The sequence below is a fragment of the Flavobacterium sp. 2 genome, assembly GCF_049949195.1.
Lineage (GTDB): Bacteria > Bacteroidota > Bacteroidia > Flavobacteriales > Flavobacteriaceae > Flavobacterium.
In genome coordinates, this window is sequence record NZ_CP188206.1 from 535,159 (window position 1) to 558,238 (window position 23,080).

A 23,080-nucleotide genomic window follows, 5' to 3' on the forward strand; every position below is an offset into this window, starting at 1 on the left:
GAAGTCCCGTTAAGAATATAGATTTTTTTTTCTCTTTTGTTTTATCGCAGTTTTTTGATGTTTAATATAAAATAATTTCAAAATGGACTTAATACATTTTTTGTCACAAAAGCTAAGGCGAATTTCAAATAAATAAGCCATCGCGAAACTATCCATACAGATTTTTTATCTCCGACATAACAAAGGTGCTTTGGGTACTCCCTATGCTTTCAACTGAGCCTAATTTATTAAACACAAAATCCTGATAATGCTTCATGTCTTTGGCAGAGACTTTCATTAAAAAATCGTAATCTCCTGAGATATTGTAACATTCCACAACTTCTTCTATTTTCATAATATCACTAACAAACTGATTCCCAATATTACGATCGTGCTGTTTAAGTTTGATATTACAGAAAACAATAAATCCTCTGTTTAATTTTTCTGCATCCAACAGAGCAATATATTTTTTAATATAGCCGTTGTTTTCTAATCTCTTAATCCGCTCAAAAACAGGCGATGCCGAAAGATTTACCATTTTAGCAAGCTCTTTTACAGTGTATTTAGAATTATCGTGTAGTATATTTAATAACTGAAGATCAATATCGTCTATTTGTTCCATAGAATATTTTGGTTTAATTTATTTATAAGACAGAATAAAATTCTTCAAATATAACCAAAAACAATACAAAAATCTTATTATACTTCTTTTCGTCGAGCCATACCCTGAGCAATGATGCTGGCGGCAATCAATTGCAAGGCATGGTAAAGCATGAGCGGCAACAATACAATGCCGGTGATAGTACTGTGCTGAAAAAGTACTTTTGACATAACGGTGCCGTGTACCAATGACTTTTTAGACCCGCAGAATAAGACAGTAATACGGTCTTCATCTGAAAAACCAAGCAGGCGGCTGAGTAGTCCAACACAAAAAAATACGGCAAAAAACAACGCCATCATCCCGGCTGCTAGTCCAGCAAGTTCAAGGGCGGTGAAGCCTTCAAAAAGATGTTCGGAAAAGGACTTGCAAAACGATGTATAAATAATCGTTAGAATAACTGCCTGATCGAAATATTTGAGCTGTTTCTTGTATTTTTCGGCAATGGTACCTAAACGGGAATTGAGGCTTATACCAATGATGACAGGCAGCAAGACTTGCAGAATTAACTTTATGACGATATGAGTAACATCAAAATCGCCTGTCGCAGAAGCTATAAATAGCCCAACCCAGAGCGGTGTAACCATTACTCCGATCAAACTTGAAATGCTTGCATTGAAAATGGCCGCGGGAATGTTTCCCTTGGCGATGGAAACCATGACCACCGAAGAGGAAACTGTAGACGGTAAAGCAGCCAGAAAAAATACACCCAACCAAAGCAGCTCAAATCCGTTATTGACAAACAACGGGCGAAATGCCAAAACAATGAGCGGAAAAAATAAAAAGGTTGTCAACTGAACGACAATGTGCATTTTCCAGTTAGAAAGTCCTGCTTTTAGCTTCTCAACACTCAATCGCATGCCATAAAACAAGAAAATAAAGGAAACGCCGGCATTGGCAATCTCCTCCAGCGAAACAGGTTCTTTGACCATGCCTGGCTTTGGCAAAAAATAAGCCATCAGAATCATTGTGGCTATCATTAACAGGAAACCGTCGAAACCTGCTTTTTTTAATACTTCTAATAATTTCTTCAATGTGTTTTAAATATTATTCCTCCGTGGAGGCACGGACTCTATTATTAATATATTGAGACTAAATCCCAAGTTCTTTGCGTATGATTTCTGCTCCTGCGCTTAAAGCATTTAACTTGCCTCTAGCTATGTTTCGAGATAGTGGTGCCATACCGCAATTTGTAGAAGGGTAAAGATTTTCGGCATCTACAAACTCAAGAGCTTTACGCAGGGTATTAGCTACTTCTTCAGGTGTTTCGATAGTGTTGGTTGCCACATCAATGGCACCGACCATTACTTTTTTACCACGAACAAGTTCCATTAAATTTAAAGGCACATTGGAGTTGTGACATTCTAAAGACACCACATCAATTTTAGATTTTTGAATTTTTGGAAAAATTTCTTCGTATTGTCGCCACTCCGAACCTAATGTCTTTTTCCAATCAGTATTTGCCTGTATTCCATAACCATAGCAAATATGAACCGCAGTCTGGCAGTGTAGACCTTCAATAGCTCTTTCTAATGCTGCCATTCCCCAATCGTTTACTTCATCAAAGAACACATTAAATGCAGGTTCATCAAACTGGATAATATCTACCCCTGCGTCTTGAAGTTCTCTTGCTTCTTCATTGAGTGCTTTCGCAAATTCCCAAGCCAATTTTTCACGGCTTTTATAATGGTCGTCGTACAAGGTATCTACCATTGTCAGGGGACCTGGCAATGCCCATTTTATAGGCTTGTTAGTCTGTTTACGTAAAAATTTAGCATCTTCAACAAAAACTGCTTTTTGACGTGCAACCTCACCTACAACCACTGGAACACTCGCGTCATAACGGTTACGGATTTTTACTGTTTTACGATTTTCAAAATCTACACCACTTAAATGCTCGATAAAAGTCGTTACAAAATGCTGGCGTGTCTGCTCGCCGTCACAAATGATATCTAAATCTGCCAATTGTTGTTCGTGCAGAGAAATGCGTAATGCATCTTGTTTACCTTCAAGTAGCTGATCGCCTTCTAATTTCCAAGGTGACCAAAGTTTCTCGGGTGGTGCAAGCCAAGCAGGTTTAGGTAAACTTCCAACAATAGAGGTGGGTAATAATAATTTCTTCATAATAGTATAATTTTAAATGCGTTGTAATCAATTAAAGGGTAAAATTAGCAGACCATTGTTCCAAGAGACTTTTGTAAGGCTTAATGAAATGCTCTTCTGCATATTTACCCTGTTCAATAGCCAATCGGCTACGCTCTTCGCGGTCATAATCCACGCGGGTCAGTGAATAATCTTCGTTTTTAAGGCTAGGTTGATAGATTTTCCCAGCCCCTGAATTTGCATTGTAAATTTCAGGACGATAAATCTTCTGGAAAGTCTCCATCGTGCTGATTGAGCTGATTAGTCCAAGGTCTGTATAATCAGCAAGCAGATCTCCGGAATGATAAAAAGCCATCGGTGCCACACTATTCGGAGGCATGAAAAAACGAACTTTTAAGCCCATTTTAGAGAAATATTCATCAGTGAGAGAATACTCATTCTGCAGATACTCAAAACCCAGAACCGGATGCTGATACTCCGTGCGAGTATAAGTTTTGTTGCTCGATACACTTAGACAAATGATCGGTGACATCTTAAAGTGCTCTTGATAAGTGGCAGAACTCACAAAGCACTTATAAAGTTTTCCGTGCAAATCACCAAAATTTTCAGGAATAGAAAAATTAGATTTGTTTTTATTGTGCTCAATCAATAAAATACTGAAATCATAATCCCGAACATAAGAGGAATAATTATTTCCGGCAACTCCTTCGATTTGCTGGCCAGTTTTATGGTCAATAATATTTGTTTTTAAAACTTCAATCATCGGTAGATCGTTACTACCATTATTATCATCAATACTCATTGTTACTGTGAGGATTTCAAGTTCCACATGGTAACGATCCGCTTTTGGATTATCCAAATGAGCTAATGCATTGAATCGATTGTTAATCATATTTAAGGCATTGCGTAAGTTTTGCTGGCGATTAGCTCCTCTGGCCAAGTTGGCAAAATTGGTTGTCAAACGCGTTTTACTTGAGGGGTGATAATTTTCATCTAAACAAGTGCTCTTTAGTGTGAATGCAAAATCATTCTTAATTGTATTCTGGGTGTTTTCAATATTCTCCTTTTCGCTTATTCTTAAATCTTCTTGTATGTTCGCTTTCATCTGATGACAAGGTTTAGTTTTTTTACCCTGCAAATTTTAAAACAAAAGATTTAATATCCTATCAAAATAAAAAATACAGTTAATTATTCTTTTTTAATACACTTTTGAAGATTATTAATCTTTTTATAAATATAATAAGAAAGGAAAACAGATAATTATTCTTTAGAGAACTAGGATATGACTGATTTGAAGTTTCCCATAGCAATTCAAGCCTAGAAAAACAAAACAAATAAATTTATATTTGCCAAAATTTTAAGATAGACATAGCAATGAATTTGATAGAAAATTTAAAATGGCGTTACGCCACAAAAGCTTACAATAACATTAAAGTAACAGAAGAGAAGATCGATCAGATCTTAGAGGCTATAAATCTTTCAGCATCTTCTTGTGGTCTGCAATCTTATCGTGTTTTTGTTGTAAGCAACCCAGAAATCCAAAAAAAATTAGGTGCTGATTCGTATAATGGACAGATTAGCTCTTGCTCTCATTTGTTGGTTTTTGCTGCATTCAATGACATGACTTCAACTTACATTGACAATTACATGGCAATGACAGAAAAACAAAGAGGTCTTGATGCAGGTGCTTTATCAGGATTTAGAAATGGATTGCATTCCTATTTTAGCTCTATTAACGCAGAGCAAAAAGCACTTTGGGCGGCCAAACAAGCTTATATTGCACTAGGAACTGCACTTATTGCTGCGGCAGAATTAAAAGTGGACGCCACTCCTATCGAAGGATTTAATGCCGCCACTATCGATGAAGTTTTGGGTTTGAAAGAAAAAGGGTTGCATTCTACAGTTATCCTCGCTCTAGGATATCGTGATTCGGAAAAAGACTATATGGCAGCTACGAAAAAAGTTCGTTTGCCTATAGATGAAATGATAACGAAAGTTTATTAATGTTATTAGATATATTAATTATTACGGTAAAAGTATACGTTCAACCTTGTAGATCCAATTCTCGTTTTCATATCTAAAATTTTATTTATTATTTTTAATATAGAAAATTGCCCGATCCAGAACTTCATCTTTTCCCTGTTGTATGCCTAAAACAGTACGTTTTACAACTATATCAGGAACAATTCCAATTCTTTGAGTTTCTTTACCGTCGGGATAGTAAACACCTATTCCTGAAAAAGGCGCATCATAATCTTTAACAAAATCGATATGACTGGTGTTACCATCTGCTCCCGCTGTTTGACTGCCAATTACTTTGGCGTCATCTGCGGTTTGAAAACACATTGTTGCCCATTCAGATTGACTTAATGAATTCTCATCTACTAATATAATTACTTTACCTTTGTAATTGTTTTTATTTTCCGTACCACAAATATCTAATTCTTTTTGCCAATAAAATTTACCTGGATAACTGAGATCCGGAATTGAGTATTTGGCAAAAGGTTTTGGGCTTGAATTTAGAAATTTAGAAATTTCAAAATTAGCCCCCTTAGGATAGTTCCTGGAATCTAATATTATAGCTTGTGTGTCGCGTAACTTATTGATCATTAGAGGAACCTCAGATATTTTGAGTTTGCCCATATTTACATAACCTATATTATCTTCTAGTACATAGTATTTTTCCTTTTTAGATTTTTTAAATTCATTACTATGTGATATGTTATAGTCAAAACATTCAATTCTTTTGCTGCTGGTAATTTTGTTGCGCGTGAACTCCAAGTCTATAAAATCATTATAACCAGAATAAATTTCAGAAACTAGATTTAGAAGATATGCTGATTCATTTGAAGCACTTATATATGGTCTTTCGTCTCTAATAATTTGCGCAATAGTTTTTCCATCAACTTTGTTAATCACATCACCAATCTTAATGTCATAATGTTCGGCTAATGTATCACTTAAAATTTCTGTCACCACCATTTTTTGATCCAGAATAATACATTTCACAGGAAGGAATTTTCTCATTTTCCCAATATTTTTAGACATTGTATAATAAAATGATGAATGAGTATCATTTATACGAACAACTAATTTTAGCATTGCTAATTTAAAATCATCTTCATGCTTAAAATTTAAAAAATTAGGCAGCATGTCTTCAAGGGTTCTATCCCATTTGTTATCCATCAAATATTTATAAGGATAGAAATATTCAATAACATTCCAATATCGAAAAAGAGCTAATAACCGTAAATCCTTTTTATTCCATTGAAAATCAGCAAAATTTTCATTCATTAAAAATATATTTCCTGCTTCAGTACTTCCAACATAATATGGCACTCCTTGGAATCTATTAACTTCTATGAATTTAAGCTTTTGAGAAAGATTTTTAGAGAATAATTCATTTTCAACTATCCAAGATAAATCAAAATTACGATCATAATAAACAAGATCAGGAGGAACAATATTCATTTCCTTAACCGCTCCTAAAGAATCTACCCAGTTTTCAATAATTTTTGAGAATTCGGCTGCTGTTTTTGCCTTTTCAATCTTAGGTAAAATTTCTATAAGTTGATTATCCCATTGTTTACTTCCATCGGCCACATTTGGATGATAATACTTTAAAAAGCCCCAAACTTTAGCTGTCGCGACTAACTTTTTAGTTTCACTAACATCATTTTGGGCATATCCGATCTGCAGAAACAGGATAAATAAAAGTAATTTCAACTTTCTCATCATGCTTTTTTTGTAAATTTTATTTGATTTAAAAAGGACTTAGTCAAATAATAGGTTTTAAATTCATTAAACCTTTGATTATCTTCAAAATGTCTATTCATACTCATATGAATCAAAATTGACACATAATTTTTCTTTGCAAATTTATCGTCTAGCTCTCTTTCAATACTCTTTTTTATCTTTTCATTATTTAGGTAGTTGGAGAACTGAAATTCATTAATCAAAAATTTAATAGTTAAGAATTCTTTATTAAATGACTTTCTTAAATCTGAAGTCAGATCAAATTCATTTTTAAACATATTAATTGAATCTTCGCAATAGTCAATCATTTCATCCAACGAAAAATCAAAGATTTCGAGATAGCTTTTTATTTTTAATATCCCCGTCATTTTAATTAAATCATCATTTAATTCTCCGTTAATCATAGTCATTAAAACATTTAAACTATCTAGATTAAATATATCTTCTGCTACTTCCATTAACCTGATGCCTCCATACCTGTGTATTTCCTGGTTGTAAAGCGATATATGATAATTACTTATAAGATTTATATTTTTTAACTCATGTATTTTACCAATTATATCTTCTTTATTTTTCTGAGATTTAGTCTTAAATCGTAATCTCAGGCATTTATCGGGATTGTAATAATTCACAAAAAAGAAGAGATCAACTTTGATATTTGCAAGAATCTCATTATGGACATATTTTAAGATATCTTTATTTGAGTATGAATTTGTAAACACTTCTACATATAACCAATCAGAGACTATAGGAATATTTAAATTATTATTTGCAATTTCCTCAATATCTCCATAAGGAACTGTTTGTCTGAAATAGTTCGTGTTTTTTACACCCACTGCCAGTTCATGCGAGTAATTGGAACTGCCTTTATCTTTAACAATAGGATTAAAAAATTCATATAACGACTCAGATATATAAACGAGCTTAATTGCTTTGATCTTTTCATAGAGAATCTTTAGGTCATCTTCATCTTCTGTATCAAGTACAAGAATCCCTTGTCTTTCCACAATATTAATCAATGTTGAGAAATTATATTGTTTAATCTTTCCTAATACATATTTTACAAACTCGGCAAATGTATAATCTTTATCTACCAGCAATATTTGTGCGGGCGAAAGCAGCACATTCTCTTCCATGTAAATTCTAGGAACATAAGGCTTAAAATAACTATATGAATTAAAATTAAAAATAACTCCATATATTTCCTGATTGTAGTATTCAAAATCACATAAAAACCTATATATCTCTGAATCAGAAAGAATAGGATTTAATGCCGAAGTTATTTTTGGCAAAATTTCCTTTTTATGCTTTTGAGATACAAGTCTTATTTTTCCGCCATTTAAATGCACGAATATATCGGAAAGCAATATGGCGTTTTCGTCATCGAACGATGTATTGATTGGAATAGAGAAGTCATAGAATTGTTTTTTAGCAGTTACGTTTATACTCCTAAAAGTACCAATACAGTTAATGTCTGCTAAAATTTTTTCACTATTCATTTCTTTCTCGAAATCAACAATCTCTTGGCAAATACTATTTGTAATATCACTAAATCGTGCTATTAAATTCAAAGCTGAACTGGAACCTAATGATTTTATATACAATACTTTCGCATTTGTTTTTTTACAAATTAATCCTTCAGCCATTACACTGAATGAAGCAGGTAGCTTATTTGTCTTTTTTTCTATATTCGAATTTAATGGCAAATTCAAATATATATCATCTTCTGACTCAGCTAAAATCTTTTGCAGAACTTCTTTATCTAATTCTAAATCATAAGATTCTACCAGTGATGTATATGCTAATCCTGAATATGGATTAAAAATTTTACTTATTGGTATAAATCCATCATTATAACGCTCACCTATTTTACCAATAAACTTTTTTAATGTGTCATTTCTATAAGAAGTATGCGAGTTATATTGAATAGTAAAATCAATATAGCGTCTTATTTTTTCTTTAAAATCAAAATCTAAAGTACCACCTTCTTTATCGTATGTATTGACTGCGTGCGAATACTTACCTTCATTATTTTCAAGTTTAAAAAAGCTGTCTTGTTCACTTAAGTATTGTTGTGAAAAATTTTTAATTTCATTTGATCCTTCTAGTATATAAAGATCTTTTCTCACCAATTTAGAATCTAAGTATTTATTTACTTTTGATAGTTTTTCCGCGTAAGGGTAAAAAAGAAAATATTCAATGATCAATCCGCAATCAACAACATTTTTTAAGTAAGATTTCACCTCATCTATTTCAAAACCCTCTAAAATTATATCATTTAAAACATCTTCAAGAACTGTAGGTTTTTTAAATCTATTTACTAACCACTCTAAATCATTATCATAATCAATTTCAACATGCTGTTGCTCCACCTTATCACCATTATGTATATCTGATTTAAAAAAACTTATTTTTGACTTGTTTAAAAAATGTATTGAGGGATTAATACAATACATTTTTTCTAACCATTCATTTCCAGAAATTGAATTTAAATGATTTGACAAAAACAAGCTGTCATACTTCACATTTAATGCAAGTACCTTTTCATTTTTTATTACAGTTGAGTTCCCCCACTTAATAGTTCCAACACTATTGAAAACACCAAATGGCGTAGGATTAAAATGTGCCCTGATGAAATATTTAGAAAGCGATTTTTTAATTTTATCATCCTTACTTTTAGTAACATCTTCATATAATGTTCTAGATGAGACTAAAATGGAAAGTCTAAATAACTCATTGGTTTTAAAAAAATTGATTTTATTCTTTCTATTCTCTTCGTATGATTGAATCGAAAAATTTGCAACTCGTTTTACTATATTATCAAAAAAAATCATATGCGTTATTGGATTACTATATTCGTTTTATTTTATGGTTAATAACTATTAATGTAAATTAAAAATATCCAACCATTGGAATGAACTCTGTTTTTTTAAAGTCAGCATTCCCATACCCAAACCTGCTAAACCAGTTAAAAGATTAATTTCTTTCATATACGATCCATTATAATATGTTAACAACTCACTAAAATTATTAGTCTGTTGAGATAAAACATTATTCCATTCTTTAATCGAATCATTCAAATTTATATTCATATTAGATGAAGCCAAATCATACTGAAGAATTATACCAATAGAACCGTGACAAAACGTATAATCTTTTACTCCTGAATCAGAAGGTAAAATGCGAATTATATTGTTAACTAATTCAGTTGCTTCACAACTTATAGAATTGTCGTTAAGATAAAGACCTAAATTAAATAACGCATTAGATATCCCCAAATCTCCTTGGCACCAACTAACAATAGGTTCAATTTGAAGATCTGTTTCTAAAATAATTAAATTAGGATAAAATTGTTTTGAACTAGCATGGCCCCTTTTATAATTCGTTAAGAAATCTGAAATTATAGATAATGGTTCTTTTATATCTAGTTTCATTTCCTTAAAATTTCTTTTTAAATCAATTAAAAAATTTATGTACCCAGCAGCCCCATGAGCTAAACCAAAATAATAACAGTGCTGATCAGTAGACACAGGTTCTCTTACAACATCTTCAAACTTTGTATTAATTTTTTCAATAAACTCTTGTGAAAATTTATATAGAATTTCAATTACTAAATCGTTCTTTTTAGTTTTGTAACGCTCTAAGAAGTATTTAGCTATACCCATTGCGCCATGTAAATAATCGTATTTATTTTCAGATGTTAACTCATCAAGTTCACCTTGCAGAAATAAATCAATATTTGTAAAATATTCTTCGTCAACATCAATAAAATTATTTTTTATTCTTAAAAGCATTAATCCATATCCTGCAATTCCACTGCATAGAGTCGCTGACGTCTCCTCTTCTTGTATTAATGTGTTAATTCTATCGATAATTATTAGTAATTTATTTTTATAATCTTCATTTTTAAAAACTTCATAAAGATTATAATAAAATAGAGCTATACCTGACAACCCATCCATAATACCAATTTTCTTTTCGTCAGGTACTAATTCCCATATATCACTCTCTATTCTAAATACTACTTCATCCATATTATAAAAACTTTTTATTAATTCTAAAAAGCAATGATTTACACTAAATTAAAAAGAGTAATCTTCATAAATTATGAAAATCACTCTTTTAAAATTGTATTTCTTAGTTTAATTAGTAGTACAGTTCCAAGCTTTTGAAGTACACTTCACTGGCCAAGTTGAAGCTTGATTACATGGTCCAGAAGTTTGAATCTTCCCCTGATCTCCTCCGTTAACGTTTCCTAATTCAGTTTTAGTCAGTTTTTTTACTGTCAGATTTTTTAATTCTAATTTTTTCATAATTTTTTTAAATATTTAGATTAATAAAGACCGAAAAGTAAAAACTTAAAACTTGTCTATCTATTCATTAGTAACATATAAAATTCCTAAACTAAATAAAATATTACAAATAAGAATATCAGCTATTTTGTTTTAGTATATTATATTTCTTACTAACATTTTACGAAAATTATAAAAATTCTTATCCATGAAATAAAAATAGACTAAGAATTTTAATACATTTACAAAAGTTACATGTAAATTAAAATTCTTTAAAATTTTATGAATATAGGTGAATTAATTAGAAAAATACGACTAGCAAAGGACATTAAATCTGTAGTAATATATGAAAAGTTAGGAATAAGCCAATCAACCTATTCTAAAATTGAAAACAATAAATATAAAATTGATATCAAAATTTTAAAAGAAATATCTACTATTTTATCTACTGACTTAACTACATTAATTGGAGAAGAGAAAGAAGTAAAACATGATCAAGTGAAGAAAAATGATATAGAAAATGATGTAAATATTTTCAAGTTAATAAAATCTTTAGAGACACAATCAGAATTATTAAGAGAGCAAAATAGCTTCCTAAAAAATGAGATTAATAACAAAAATAAAGAAATCAATCAGTTAAAGAGAAAATTAGCCAAATAAACAATAATTTCTTGTAAAAATATTCATTATCTTTTAATATATGATGATTGCATCTGTTTCAAAACAATCATTTCCAACTGTATAAAAAAGACTTGGAAGCAACACCTATATCCCTTTTATTTTTAGAATTATGATTTAACTTACTTAATCATATTTTTATCTTCTAAATCTTTAAGAATCCATTCAATTGTAGCTTTAGCAACTTTGTTTGCAATAGTTTTTTTATTTGTAGCTATAATAACCTTAATCAGGATATTTCCCAACCAGCCTTTTATTCTTTGGAAAAGACCTTCATGGTAATATTTTTTAATCCATTTCTCAGTTATTGGATGTTTTGATTTTTTTGTTTCATCACTAAATTTTACTATTGTAAGCTCCAGCATTTTTTTAACTCGCTCTTCAATTTTTGGTGCCAACGCAAATAATGGTTCGGGATTATAGACCGGCCATTTTTCAACAGTGCGTTCATATGGATTTCGATTTTTATTTCCATTATCCATTTTAATTTTTAATTCTTGCAAATCAGGAATAATAGGAAGAAAAACCTTTTTATCTCTGGTGAATTTAAAAGCTTTCACCATTTCGGTAGACCATTTGCTATGGATTGGATGTACATTCTTATTTTTTGGATCATATTCAAACGAGAAATAGACTTTGAAAAAGTTTCTTGCATTATCTCGTCCTAAGAAAAAATCATGATGCCTGAAATTTATATCTAAAAAACCTCCAAAAGCATAGACAGAGGAGCATGCTATTGCATCCTTTTCAGGTTGAAAATCTCCATTATTATCTTCATACCACCTAACAGGAAAAATTTCACCTCTGAAATATTTTTCAGTATGAAATTCTAGCATTTCCCTTCTTTTAAGTTTTGATTGGTCTTGTAAAGTACCAATAATTGAAGGTATAATGCTAAAAATATCTTCAGGATGTTTAACGTTTTTATCATAAATATGATCTGGGAAAGGATCAATCATTATTAGAGCAAACTTATCAGGTTCGTTTTTATTTTTTTCACCATATCTTTCTTTTAAAACATTCAGTACTTCCCCAATCGGTTCATTATTTATTGCTCCTCCATCCACTCCAACGAAATTAAACGGGTCTGGTAAATCTTTCCAAAGAAATTCAGGTTCAGGAGGAATATTTTCGGGCGATATTTTATTGAAGATTAATTTTCTGGAATTATTTTTAATATACTCTGAAGTAAACTCATTATTAAAAAACTTGCGAAAGCTTAAACCAATAGGAAATGCACCTGTAGCTTTTGTGGCCAATTTTAATCGATCAATATCTACTTGGTTTTTAAAAGGATCAAAGGGCAAATAAAAATCTTTGTGCAATTTTTGATCATAGTCTAATTTAAAGTGAGAAATAACAAAATGCTCAAAAGTATTGTAGTTAGGATAATTGTCTTTTTTTCTGAGACTACCAAAAGCATTATCAAAATCAATCGAAAGCGGAATACTTCTCAACAGGGCTTGTGATAGAAGGACTTCTAATTCAGTAGAAATGTAATTTGGAAGTTTTTTATCATTAGGCGAATCATCAATGAAAGCCCCGTCGCATATAGAATCGATAAAGTTTGAATTCAACAACGAAGCTATTTTGCCATCTTGCAAATCATCTAATTCTAAAATTTTCTCAAATAGTTTGATATTAGAATTTTCAGAATCTCCCATTAACACCCAACTATCATAAAGCAAATTCTTTTTTATACTGCTTTTATTAGAAGGATCTTTGACCGGATTAATTTTCCCTTTCATTGCATAAATTGCTGCCATTACGGTTGTCATTCCACCCGCTGAAGCTCCTCCCATTGCATCAATGATAACTTTGTGCTTAGGAACAAGTTTTTTTAATTCCGGGCTCCAATCTGCTGGAAATTTGCCCTCTTTAGCATTTTCCCATAAATCCAGTATCTCAAAAAGATAATCCATTACTCCAGCGGTGTAACATCCAGCTGAAACAGCTCCTGCCATAGTAATTCCAACATGGAATTCATTTTCCGAATCATTGTTAATTTTCGCCATGTTTTCTGTTTTTAAATTTTACAACACTCTTGGAAACATTTTTGACTTTGATCGAAATCTAAAGCACTATTGATTTTTCATCCGTCAGAATCAAACTTTCTTCACCATTATTTGGTTTGAAAGTGTCGTAGTTTTCTAAGCCCTGAAAATCAATTTCTGTTGCTTCACTGATACTTTTAATAGTGCATTGGTAATTTTTAAATTCTACCACCTGATCTATGTCAAGTGCTTCTAAATCCTCTCGCAGACTTTCATCAAAATGAATATTACTCACCAGCAATTTTTGAGATAATCTAAAGGCTGTGGCTTTTAAATTGTCTTCGTCATCAAGCCACACGATTATTTTAAAAAAATCCATGGGTGTTCTCAAGCCTCTGAAAATTTTGTCTGTTTTTTTATCGAAAATTGGTCCGTTAAAAACAGTCATTTTAGTTTCGTCGTTGTCAGTTTGTCTTTTAACCCCTTTTTCTAAAACTGCTTTTTCAAGTTTTCCCCAAACTCCACCTGCACGATTCAATCCCGGAACTTGTGGACATGCATTGGAATAAAAACAAGTATAAATGCCATTACGCAACTCATTATCTTTTGAGGCAGGAATATTCCATTTAGCATCCTGATAGCGACTCATATGGCCTTTGTCAAAATTAGATTTTGCATAAAACTTATCGTCGAGCTGGCAGGATTTATCTATCCTAGCATCACGAAGCCAGTCATCGCTGCGTTCTGTATCATCTATTCGAAGTGCGGGATCGCCCGATACATTCACAGCGCTTATTAAAGGCATTTTTCTAACGCCATTAAAAATAACACTGTAATTAAAATACTTAAGTATTATTGATTTGTCCTTTAGCTTTGCTATTTCCTCTTCAATGTCACTTCCTTTTTTGGGTATTGGCATTGGAACATTTATCCCAAGAAAATCAGCGCTATATCCACTACAGGCACTAAAATCCATCCCGTCTTCTTTACCCGTTTTAAAGGCCTCATCAGAAATTTTATTATCCGGATTATTGTCTTTTGGTCCTGAAACTCCAATTCCACCTATTTTTTTAGTTGACAAACTGATATCTATAGTTTTTTCACTGCTCAAAGCATCAACAGGGACGCTTATTAAAATGTTCTTGCTATTATTTTCCATAACATCTTGGTTTACTATTTTTTTTTGTTCAGTATCTACAACTGTATCATTAATCGAAAAATGCAAAATTTCTTTTTGGGGTAATTGCTCAATTGCTGTAATTATGGGGTCATTAGGATTTTTTTCTCTCACATGCTTTAAAATTGCACTAATTCTGATTCCCTCATTTTTAAGCCAGATCACTTTAGTAATGTCAATCTTACCATCATATTCTGGGATTATATTATCATCTTTATCTAAATAATGCTTGCCATCTTTGGTCATTTTAGCAATACTTTTATGATGAAGACCTACAACCTGCCACTGGTCATTAAACACTGGGCTTCCGCTACTTCCCTGAGCTGTATCTGTTTTGTAATAAATTTTGAAATCATCTATACCAACAAACAAATTTTCTCTGATAGACAACTGTTTATAATCTCCCAAAGGATGATGAATAATGTTAAGTTTTTCAACATTTACCTCTCCAATTTTACCTACTAGCCGATCCAGATATAAATAACCTATTCCATCTAAAGAATATTTATTATCTACATCGATAGGCGCTATTCCAACAAAGCAATAATCGAGTTCTTCATTGTTATAGAATTTTGTAGCGTCCATTTTAAATATAACCGGATCAATAGGATGTCCTAAATTGTCATACTCATAAAAAAAATGAGCCTCGCTTTCGGTTGCCATTTCCTTAGTCTTAAAAACGTGCCAATTGGTAAGCATTAAGTTTTTAGAAACCATAAAACCAGTAGCAAAACCAGTTTTTTTACCATTTTCTTTAATCACTATTCTGGCGACTTTTCTTTTAGTAATTGCAATGAGTTCAATAAAATTACTGTACAAAGAATCATTGTTTCCAATAGCTCTTTCATAAGCAAAATCAACAGGTTCAGCAGTTTTGGAAGCAAGCATATCCTTCCTGTTCTCTTTCCTTTTTTGATTTTCTTCTTCTGTAATATGTGGTATTGATTCAGCTACAATGCGATTGCCATTGAACTTATGATTTTCGGGAGAAACAACGTTTAAGTCTTCTCTATCGCCAAGCTCACCATCAATAGGAAAATCCTCATTTGCATTTACAGAAACGGCCGCGGTGTCTTTAACATCTTGATTGGTTTCTTTCTGTAATTGTTCTTTAGATACTTTTAGCATAAGTTTGTTTTTTAAGTTTACCTATTTTCTAATTATTTGTTTAGGTGATTATATTTTCTGATTGTTCATATATCGTATAATCTGAGTATCAGTAAGCCAGCCCGTTAATTCATTATTAGCATCAACAACAAATAAATCCTTATAGTTTTTTTCATTCATTATCTTTCTCGCGTCCTCTACTTTTTTGTCTTGATTTATATTCTCAAATTCAATTACTGAATGGTTTGCCTTAATAAATTCGTCTAATGTAGCCGCAGGTGTTATCTTAAGAATTTCATCACTCAAGGTACTTTTGTGAATTATACATTTCACTTTTCCTTTTTCTAAAATTGGCAGTCTGCTTTTCTTAATACTATCCAAAAAATCACGTAATCCTTTTAGATCAAATTTCGTTATGAGAGGATCATCAGTATCTAATGAAACCATGGTAAATTTGTCTATCATCACTTGTTTTACGAAAATATCATCTAAAATATCGGGAGTAAGTCTATCTATAACCTGATTGTAACTTTTAGTCGCCGCTTCAAAATTAGCTTTGCCAAAATAAAACGCCAGAATTGTTCCTACCCATGTACTGATTACAGGTAATATAATAGCGAAGAGTTTTTCAGGATCATTTGAACAATACATCCAATAACTGGTCATTAAGATTATAATTATAAAAGCGACCAAAAGTATCATTATAGCAATGTGGGAATTTGTTTTATTTTCTTCCATTTTTTCGTTTTGATTTAACTTACTCTATAAAATTTTAACTTTTACTCTTTTATCATTGTGTTGATGTAGTTTTAGTACTGCAGTACCAAACTTCAATTGTATTACGTATAGTTGTGTTATTAATTTTTTTCAGGGTAAATATTAATCCCGTCATATCTTTAATTCTTTTAGCCAGGAGATTTGCTACTTCAATATTAGTAGTCGCATAATATCGTATTTCATTTTCATCTTCTTTACTGCCAACAAAATCTAAAGGAGGCACTATATAATAAGGTTTTAATTGATTGGCTAAAAATTGGGTACGATCCTTTCCTACCACTCCTGTGTATTGTATATAAACTTTTAATGAATTTCCTGCGACCTTATTTGTAGCTTCGATTATTTCTGGCGATCTGTTTAAAAGCACTGTTTTACCTGTATTATTAGTTTGCGCAGACTCAGTATTTGATTTTGATGTGGCCGGAACTTTATCAATAGCTTCAACCAACTCATTATTTTTTTCGATTTTAGCAAAAGCTTTTTGAATATCTGAATTCATATTCGTTAATATCATTATAGGTCGTTGATTTTTTCCAATACCCAAATAGATACTATCATTTTTATAATATCCCGAATTAGCATTGAACATTCCAATCAGAAATTCTTTTGATCTCTTGTATTTTTTAGTGGTATCTGGGCCATTCATATCTGCCCAAACCATTTTTACCATATCTACCTCACTTTTATAACGATCTAATGCTTTCGATTTCTCTGTGCCTCTCCAGTTTATACAAAAAAATATTATTGTAACAAGCAATGTTAAGAATGGAAGAAAAACAGGAATAATTCTTCGTTTCATAAATATTTCTATTGGAGACTGCCCAGCATCTGTAAGGTTTTTAATTTCAAGAATTACCTTTTCTCTGTCCAAAGCAGCTTTATCAAGAGATTCAAAATCGATAACGCGAATTTTTTTGTTGCTCATAATAACTTTTAGATTTGTTTGAAAAATTTAAATCTTGATTGTTAGCATGTATGAAAAACGTACATCTGCGTTTCAATATCTGTATTTGTGGCGAATACAATTGATAAGATTATATTATGTATAATAATGTTCTCGTAAAACTTCATCATCATACACATATTAATGTCTTTATTAAGATAGACATGTCAAATATAACAATATTAAATACGTAAAAATCAAGTACTTATACCTGATTTGTAAATAAAAATACTTGGATGCAAATAAAAGATCTAAAAGCCTAAAAGCAGCTTTGTTAGAGATTTAATAGTAGCTGAACAATGGTTCGAAGTCCCGTTAAGGCAGCAACAAAAACTTTGCTCAATAATTATCAGCTTGATTAAAATAATTTTAATTTCCCTCCCAACCTTTTTTAGAAAATGGCCCATAAATTCATTTTTGCTTCATTACTCTGCTGTATTAAAAATTCCTGTTGAAGCTTTTCAGAATTTTGATGATGAACAGGCGGTAAATGTTATTGCAAATACATTTAATAACAATGATAGTGCAATTGGTTTTGTAATTAACAATCATAATCCAATTGAAAAAATTATTCAATTACACGAAGAAAAAAATTGCGTTATATGAGCGTATGTTGAAGGAGAAAGATGAAATGATGGTTAGGCTTGAGAAATTGATTGGGAAATAAATAGCTATTTATAAAAATATTTAATTAAAAAAGAGACCTTTTAAGTCTCTTTTTTTAATTAATATATCTTCAACTTATTACGTGATTAACATTATGAATTCGAAATCAGCAGATATCTGCATAGTTTTATATAATGACACTTAGTTGAGCTAGGCTTTTATGTTCATTTTAACTACCTGATAATTACTACAGGTTCATCTTATGAATTTCAAATACCATATCTTCTAATTTAAGCCATTATAATATCTTCTATTTCCATTGCCTCGTCTTCAACAAAAAGTAATAACTGATTTGCACTTTTCCATTTTAAAAGTTTTGAAGTAAATGTGATATAAAAATTAAATTTATATGGTCCCTCAAAGCTAATGCCTGTAGAATTTGTAATCCTTACACCATAATCTATAAGACCAATCTGCTTTAAAGAATAAAAACTAACAAACATCAATGGCTCTAATAAGGCATGAATTTTTGCTGGACGAGTATCTAAAAGTTTCATTCTTGCTCCATTTTTCTCGATCTCCAAATATTCTTTTTCTTCATCGCTCAAAGGAGGCATAAATCTTTCCGGTACATCTAATGGCCCACTAATGATAGTCATGTGGAGCGTGTTTTCAACAGCATGGTATAAAAGTTTCGATAATATTTTATGTTCCTTATCGCTTAACAGTGCCAGCTCGAAAGAAATTTCATCAAGCATTTCAATTTCTTTTTTTAATCCTCTGAAATTCTTAATTCTTTGACAATAATTATTGATAATTTTAAATCTGGGTTTATCACTATCACTACATTTCAAATAAAATTCGTCGATTATTCTCTTAAAATCTTTAAGGTCGCGATCTCCATTTGCATCTTTATATTCATACCACAAAAAATCAATAAGTTTTAAATAGCCTAGATTATTTATAATAATATTTTCATTATGTAGGTCTGTATGGAAAATCCCAAAATTATGTGCTTTTTCAAGACCAGACGCCAACTGTATAGTAAAATATAAAAGCACTTCATAAGCAATGTGATCTCTCGCATCTAAGTATTTTTGTAACGAATCACCATCAACAAAATCCATCATATAACAGCTTTTACGAGAGCCAGAAATCTCGCCTGAAGCGAGATAATACACCGTAGCAATTTCAGGCTCACCTGAAAGACCTGCAATTTTTCTGAATTCAGCAACCAAATAAGCATCATCTGCATCCTCGTATTCTGAAATAAATTTTGCTATAAGCTTTTTCCCTGTTGGAAAATCTGTAAATTTATAAGTTGTGTTGTCTTTTAAACATTCTGCATCATCAAGTTCGATAATTTTAGATTCTCTTAAATCGTACATATTTTTTTATTAGGAGTTGATTTTAATTGTTATCATAGTCATTTAATTAGGTAAGTTTACTAATATATTAAAAATAATTTTAAATGAAAAGTAAAAAAAAGATTTGTAATCAGTGTTTTTTTAGTTTACCTTCAGCTGGCGCGGACGTCTCGCTCGTGAACGTACGTTTTGAATTTAAAACTCGCTTACAATAATTATCTTTAGATAATTATGTAAATGATTTTATACATTGAGTGCACGAGCGAGACGCTCACGCAAGTTGGTGAGCTATCAGGCTACATAACAAAATTATCATTGACATTTCATTAAAATTTTAACAAAAACCACTTAACTACTTGTATTTCAGATAAAAAAAAATATTTTTTTTTTAGTACTTTAGATTCAATTCCAAAGACTAAAAAGATATGGCTAAAACTACTCCAGAACTTGTTGAAGATATTTTAAGTAATTACAAAGAAAATATGTCGTGGATATTATTAATATTTCTATTGTTATCCACATTAGGATCAGCGGCATTACAATACTTTCAAAACTTAAAATTATCAAAAAAAGTTGAAGCTTATAAAAATCAACTTGCGAAAAGTGAAATTAAATTCACTAGACATACCGAACTACAAATTGAAACCCTTAAACAGCTATATGATTTAGTTGTAAAAATTCATTTTAGTTTCATAGAACTAAAAACACCGATGGATAAAACACATGAAGCGTTAAATAAGAACATGAAAACATTTCAAGCTGTTTGTTATGAAGCTGTCATATATTTTCATCGGAACAAAATCCTTTTGACAGATGATATAATGGCTCAATTTCGAGTTGTTCACAATAAATATAGAGAGGTTGAGAAGCTTTGTATTTTAGAATCCGAAGAATTAGTAAGAATTGAAGATATTAATGGCTCTTTCGACCCTCAGATTTTGTATGGAAGTCAAGAAGGGGAGAATAAATATATAAATTCAAGACTTCAGATGTTAAATGACAATCATAATGTTAGCACTTTTGAAGATGATATATTAAAGTTAAGAGAAGTGATTGAAACCTACTTCAAAAAATTAGTAGCATAGTTTATAATTTCCCCATGCTGGCGCCAGCGTGGGGAGTTTTGTTCTATACTATCAATTACGATTAGCACTACTCGCCTGTCTAATTGCTTTTGGATCAGTTAAATTAAAACGATACACAAAACTAAGTCGGTAGCGGGCGGCGTTTGGGATACTGTTTTCGGTAATATAATAATCGGTTCCGGTTGTCGTACTTTTATTTTGGCGCAAGTCGAAAGCATTTGTTACATCAAAAACAATGGTAGCTTTGTCTTTTAATAAAATTTTGCTTAAACCAAAATCAAGCGATTGCAATGCCTCGTTTTTTGTTTGTGCATTTTGTTGTGCGCCTCGAAAATTATAACGTCCCTGAAAACTGAATTTTGACGGTAATTTAATCTGAGTACTTAAACGTCCGCTAAACGTTTTTCCTTCATAGTCAAGGTTTTCTTCCTGATAACTTCCCTTTTGCGCAAAATGATAAAAATTCATTTCTAAATTGACCTGAAGCCATTTTAACGGATTATATAATGTTGAAAGTTCTATACCACTTCGTATTTCGTGTTGAATATTAATGGGCGTTGTATAAAAAATATCATTTTCTCGATAAGTAAAATCCTGAATGTAACCACTCTCCCATTGATAATAAACGGAAGGATTCAACGTAAATTTTTTCCAAGTTTTAAGAAAAGCCAATTCAAATACATCAGAATAGGAAGGATTCAAATCCGGATTTCCAATATATTGTGCATTCAAATCGGTCAGCTCATTAAAAGGATACAAAGCATATAAAAGCGGACGGTTAATGCGCTTGCTGTAATTTAACTGCAAAGTAGAGGCTTCAAACTTATAACTTAAATTAACGGTCGGAAATAATCTGTTGTATTTTTTGTCATCATTATAGGTATTTTTAATATCTGTAATAGAAATTTTAGTGAATTCTGTACGAAGGCCCAGCATATAATTAAATCTTCTGAGTTTATTGCTGTATTGTGCATAAGCACTTGAAATGGTTTCGGTATAATTTAAATCATTATCAATATCCTGATAAATCGTCCAAATATCTCCCTGTTGCTGCTCAGCCAAAAACTGACTAGAAACTTTACGGATCTCTGTCTTAACACCCATTTCAAATACAGAAACAGAATCTATTGGCTGAACAAAATCACTCTGCATAAGCAAATCTTTGCTACTTCCTACTGAATTGGTTCTAATGCCGGGATAAGCCATCATTTCTGGATAAACTTGTTGCGTCAAAAGATTCCACTTTTTGTCACTGTTCCACCAATCATACTGAACATCGATAGTCCATTTTTTTGAAGGTTTTTTAAAAGTCTGTGTATAATTAAACTCAAATTGGTTATAATCTCTTTTTTCCAATGATTTTCCTTCTCTTGTTAAAAGACTATCCCGTGTATGATTTGCATTGCTGTAATCATATAATAAACGAGTTTTATCATCATCCTGCGTGGCATTTTTCAAGAAAGCTGCCGTAATGGTGCGATGTTCATCAATATAATAATCAGCACCCAGATACATCAATTTTCCATCGTCGTGGCGATCTTCATTCTGCACATGGTTAAGGTAATTTGGAGTACCATTATTCATAGTGGACTGATTCGTTGTATATAATCCAACGTAATCCGAGGAACGGATACCAAAATTGGAAAAAATATTGATTTTATCCGATTTAAAATTGATGCTTGGATTAAGGCGGCTGTCATTTGGCGATCCGGCTACTAATCGAACCTGACCACTGAAACCGCTTTTTTTGTTTTTCTTTAATATAATATTGATTATTCCTGCCGAGCCCGAAGCATCATATCTAGACGAAGGATTTGTTATTACCTCAACACGTTCAATCTGATCAGCAGCAATTTGATCGAGTGAATTGCTTTGCGTTAAACCAGACTGGCGTCCATTAATAAAAACCAATACACTGCTATTTCCACGAAGACTTATTCCGCCCGTTGGACTAACGGTTACCGATGGAACTCCGTTTAAAACATCGTGAGCAGAGCCATTCTGCGAAAGCACATCTTTACCCACTTCAAAAACTTTTTTGTCCAGTTTTAGGCTAATGCTGGATTTTTGTCCCGTCACTTCTACAGCATTTAATTCTACCGCATCGGCATGTAAAATAATCATTCCCAATTCTATTTTTGGTTTTCCTGAAATGATTTCAAGTGCTTGAGTATAATTTTGATATCCAACATAACTAAAAGAAATTGTCATTTTACCGCTTGGCAATTCTTCGAAATTAAACATTCCATGATCGTCAGTAACGCCAACAGCTACTGTTTTTGAAGCATTATCTTGAATTGATATTGTCACATACGGGATTGATTCTTTTGTTGTATTATCCTGAACTTTACCCGAAACTGCTGCTTTCTGCGCAAAGCTAAATATCGGAATAAATAAAATTAAAATACTGGTTATTAAGACTTTCATGTTTGTTGATTTTATGATACAAGATTACTTTATAAAATAAAATCTTACCTTTTAAAACATGCGAACGGCTCTAGGAGCTTTCGAAATGCATTTCTGTATTCGATATTTATTTTATCTTTATCTTATGTATC

17 protein-coding genes and 1 pseudogene are annotated in these 23,080 nt (G+C 31.5%); 4 read left to right on the plus strand and 14 right to left on the minus strand.

Annotated elements, in window-relative coordinates; translation table 11 throughout:
• Nucleotides 1-148 precede the first annotated feature (148 nt).
• The 4 genes from ACNFIH_RS02215 to ACNFIH_RS02230 form a co-directional block, all read right to left on the minus strand.
• Complete coding sequence (locus tag ACNFIH_RS02215; RefSeq protein ID WP_035644147.1) at nt 149-601, minus strand: Lrp/AsnC family transcriptional regulator; 453 nt, start codon at nt 599-601, stop codon at nt 149-151.
• A 77-nt stretch (nt 602-678) separates the two neighbouring features.
• Nucleotides 679-1,671 (minus strand): bile acid:sodium symporter family protein, encoded by a 993-nt coding sequence (locus ACNFIH_RS02220; protein WP_426485286.1) that lies wholly within the window; start codon nt 1,669-1,671, stop codon nt 679-681.
• Nucleotides 1,672-1,729: 58 nt separating this feature from the next.
• Nucleotides 1,730-2,761, minus strand: coding sequence for a methionine synthase (locus ACNFIH_RS02225; protein WP_426485287.1), 1,032 nt, complete (start codon nt 2,759-2,761; stop codon nt 1,730-1,732).
• A gap of 31 nt (nt 2,762-2,792) precedes the next feature.
• Nucleotides 2,793-3,845, minus strand: a complete 1,053-nt coding sequence (locus ACNFIH_RS02230) for a DUF1852 domain-containing protein (RefSeq protein WP_426485288.1) — start codon at nt 3,843-3,845, stop codon at nt 2,793-2,795.
• A 269-nt stretch (nt 3,846-4,114) separates the two neighbouring features.
• On the opposite strand from ACNFIH_RS02230, the gene ACNFIH_RS02235 reads away from it, so the two are divergent.
• On the plus strand, nt 4,115-4,744 hold the full coding sequence (locus ACNFIH_RS02235) for a nitroreductase family protein (RefSeq protein ID WP_426485289.1): 630 nt from the start codon (nt 4,115-4,117) through the stop codon (nt 4,742-4,744).
• A gap of 81 nt (nt 4,745-4,825) precedes the next feature.
• Here ACNFIH_RS02235 and ACNFIH_RS02240 read toward each other — a convergent pair whose 3' ends face one another.
• The 4 genes from ACNFIH_RS02240 to ACNFIH_RS02255 form a co-directional block, all read right to left on the minus strand.
• The gene (locus ACNFIH_RS02240) at nt 4,826-6,478 is read right to left on the minus strand and encodes a S41 family peptidase (protein ID WP_426485290.1); all 1,653 of its coding nucleotides are present in this window, start codon (nt 6,476-6,478) and stop codon (nt 4,826-4,828) included.
• Nucleotides 6,475-9,330, minus strand: coding sequence for a thiopeptide-type bacteriocin biosynthesis protein (locus ACNFIH_RS02245; protein WP_426485291.1), 2,856 nt, complete (start codon nt 9,328-9,330; stop codon nt 6,475-6,477). The genes ACNFIH_RS02240 and ACNFIH_RS02245 overlap by 4 nt, the downstream gene beginning before the upstream one ends.
• Before the next feature lie 48 nt (nt 9,331-9,378).
• Nucleotides 9,379-10,530: a lanthionine synthetase LanC family protein gene (locus ACNFIH_RS02250; RefSeq protein WP_426485292.1), complete on the minus strand. Its 1,152-nt coding sequence runs from the start codon at nt 10,528-10,530 to the stop codon at nt 9,379-9,381.
• Between the two features lie 108 nt (nt 10,531-10,638).
• Complete coding sequence (locus ACNFIH_RS02255; RefSeq protein ID WP_426485293.1) at nt 10,639-10,809, minus strand: hypothetical protein; 171 nt, start codon at nt 10,807-10,809, stop codon at nt 10,639-10,641.
• A 261-nt stretch (nt 10,810-11,070) separates the two neighbouring features.
• Between ACNFIH_RS02255 and ACNFIH_RS02260 the strand changes: the two genes are divergently transcribed.
• Nucleotides 11,071-11,448, plus strand: a complete 378-nt coding sequence (locus tag ACNFIH_RS02260; protein ID WP_426485294.1) for a helix-turn-helix domain-containing protein — start codon at nt 11,071-11,073, stop codon at nt 11,446-11,448.
• A gap of 140 nt (nt 11,449-11,588) precedes the next feature.
• Here the strand turns inward: ACNFIH_RS02260 and ACNFIH_RS02265 are convergent, their stop codons facing one another.
• From ACNFIH_RS02265 to ACNFIH_RS02280, 4 genes are all read right to left on the minus strand, one after another.
• On the minus strand, nt 11,589-13,481 hold the full coding sequence (locus tag ACNFIH_RS02265; protein ID WP_426485295.1) for a hypothetical protein: 1,893 nt from the start codon (nt 13,479-13,481) through the stop codon (nt 11,589-11,591).
• 58 nt (nt 13,482-13,539) lie between these two features.
• A complete protein-coding gene (locus tag ACNFIH_RS02270) occupies nt 13,540-15,765 on the minus strand; it encodes a DNA/RNA non-specific endonuclease (RefSeq protein ID WP_426485296.1) in 2,226 nt (741 codons plus the stop codon).
• Nucleotides 15,766-15,813: 48 nt separating this feature from the next.
• Nucleotides 15,814-16,410 carry a CBS domain-containing protein gene (locus ACNFIH_RS02275; RefSeq protein ID WP_426485297.1) on the minus strand — a complete coding sequence of 199 codons (597 nt, stop codon included), beginning with the start codon at nt 16,408-16,410 and terminating at the stop codon, nt 15,814-15,816.
• A 124-nt stretch (nt 16,411-16,534) separates the two neighbouring features.
• Nucleotides 16,535-17,446 carry a hypothetical protein gene (locus ACNFIH_RS02280; protein ID WP_426485298.1) on the minus strand — a complete coding sequence of 304 codons (912 nt, stop codon included), beginning with the start codon at nt 17,444-17,446 and terminating at the stop codon, nt 16,535-16,537.
• A 429-nt stretch (nt 17,447-17,875) separates the two neighbouring features.
• Here ACNFIH_RS02280 and ACNFIH_RS02285 point away from each other — a divergent pair.
• Nucleotides 17,876-18,131, plus strand: a pseudogene (locus ACNFIH_RS02285) (XRE family transcriptional regulator); the annotation flags it as partial.
• Between the two features lie 229 nt (nt 18,132-18,360).
• On the opposite strand, the gene ACNFIH_RS02290 reads toward ACNFIH_RS02285, so the two are convergent.
• Nucleotides 18,361-19,458 (minus strand): protein kinase domain-containing protein, encoded by a 1,098-nt coding sequence (locus ACNFIH_RS02290; protein WP_426485299.1) that lies wholly within the window; start codon nt 19,456-19,458, stop codon nt 18,361-18,363.
• A 404-nt stretch (nt 19,459-19,862) separates the two neighbouring features.
• Here ACNFIH_RS02290 and ACNFIH_RS02295 point away from each other — a divergent pair, with 404 nt between their 5' ends.
• Nucleotides 19,863-20,522: a hypothetical protein gene (locus ACNFIH_RS02295; protein ID WP_426485300.1), complete on the plus strand. Its 660-nt coding sequence runs from the start codon at nt 19,863-19,865 to the stop codon at nt 20,520-20,522.
• Between the two features lie 51 nt (nt 20,523-20,573).
• Here ACNFIH_RS02295 and ACNFIH_RS02300 read toward each other — a convergent pair whose 3' ends face one another.
• Complete coding sequence (locus ACNFIH_RS02300; RefSeq protein WP_426485301.1) at nt 20,574-22,949, minus strand: outer membrane beta-barrel protein; 2,376 nt, start codon at nt 22,947-22,949, stop codon at nt 20,574-20,576.
• Nucleotides 22,950-23,080 lie beyond the last annotated feature (131 nt).

Coding starts and splice junctions, on each gene's coding strand:
- ACNFIH_RS02215 (WP_035644147.1), bottom strand. CDS start 601: ATGGAACAAATAGACGATATTGATCTTCAGTTATTAAATATACTACAC.
- ACNFIH_RS02225 (WP_426485287.1), bottom strand. CDS start 2,761: ATGAAGAAATTATTATTACCCACCTCTATTGTTGGAAGTTTACCTAAA.
- ACNFIH_RS02230 (WP_426485288.1), bottom strand. CDS start 3,845: ATGAAAGCGAACATACAAGAAGATTTAAGAATAAGCGAAAAGGAGAAT.
- ACNFIH_RS02235 (WP_426485289.1), top strand. CDS start 4,115: ATGAATTTGATAGAAAATTTAAAATGGCGTTACGCCACAAAAGCTTAC.
- ACNFIH_RS02240 (WP_426485290.1), bottom strand. CDS start 6,478: ATGATGAGAAAGTTGAAATTACTTTTATTTATCCTGTTTCTGCAGATC.
- ACNFIH_RS02245 (WP_426485291.1), bottom strand. CDS start 9,330: ATGATTTTTTTTGATAATATAGTAAAACGAGTTGCAAATTTTTCGATT.
- ACNFIH_RS02250 (WP_426485292.1), bottom strand. CDS start 10,530: ATGGATGAAGTAGTATTTAGAATAGAGAGTGATATATGGGAATTAGTA.
- ACNFIH_RS02255 (WP_426485293.1), bottom strand. CDS start 10,809: ATGAAAAAATTAGAATTAAAAAATCTGACAGTAAAAAAACTGACTAAA.
- ACNFIH_RS02260 (WP_426485294.1), top strand. CDS start 11,071: ATGAATATAGGTGAATTAATTAGAAAAATACGACTAGCAAAGGACATT.
- ACNFIH_RS02265 (WP_426485295.1), bottom strand. CDS start 13,481: ATGGCGAAAATTAACAATGATTCGGAAAATGAATTCCATGTTGGAATT.
- ACNFIH_RS02270 (WP_426485296.1), bottom strand. CDS start 15,765: ATGCTAAAAGTATCTAAAGAACAATTACAGAAAGAAACCAATCAAGAT.
- ACNFIH_RS02275 (WP_426485297.1), bottom strand. CDS start 16,410: ATGACCAGTTATTGGATGTATTGTTCAAATGATCCTGAAAAACTCTTC.
- ACNFIH_RS02280 (WP_426485298.1), bottom strand. CDS start 17,446: ATGAGCAACAAAAAAATTCGCGTTATCGATTTTGAATCTCTTGATAAA.
- ACNFIH_RS02290 (WP_426485299.1), bottom strand. CDS start 19,458: ATGTACGATTTAAGAGAATCTAAAATTATCGAACTTGATGATGCAGAA.
- ACNFIH_RS02295 (WP_426485300.1), top strand. CDS start 19,863: ATGGCTAAAACTACTCCAGAACTTGTTGAAGATATTTTAAGTAATTAC.
- ACNFIH_RS02300 (WP_426485301.1), bottom strand. CDS start 22,949: ATGAAAGTCTTAATAACCAGTATTTTAATTTTATTTATTCCGATATTT.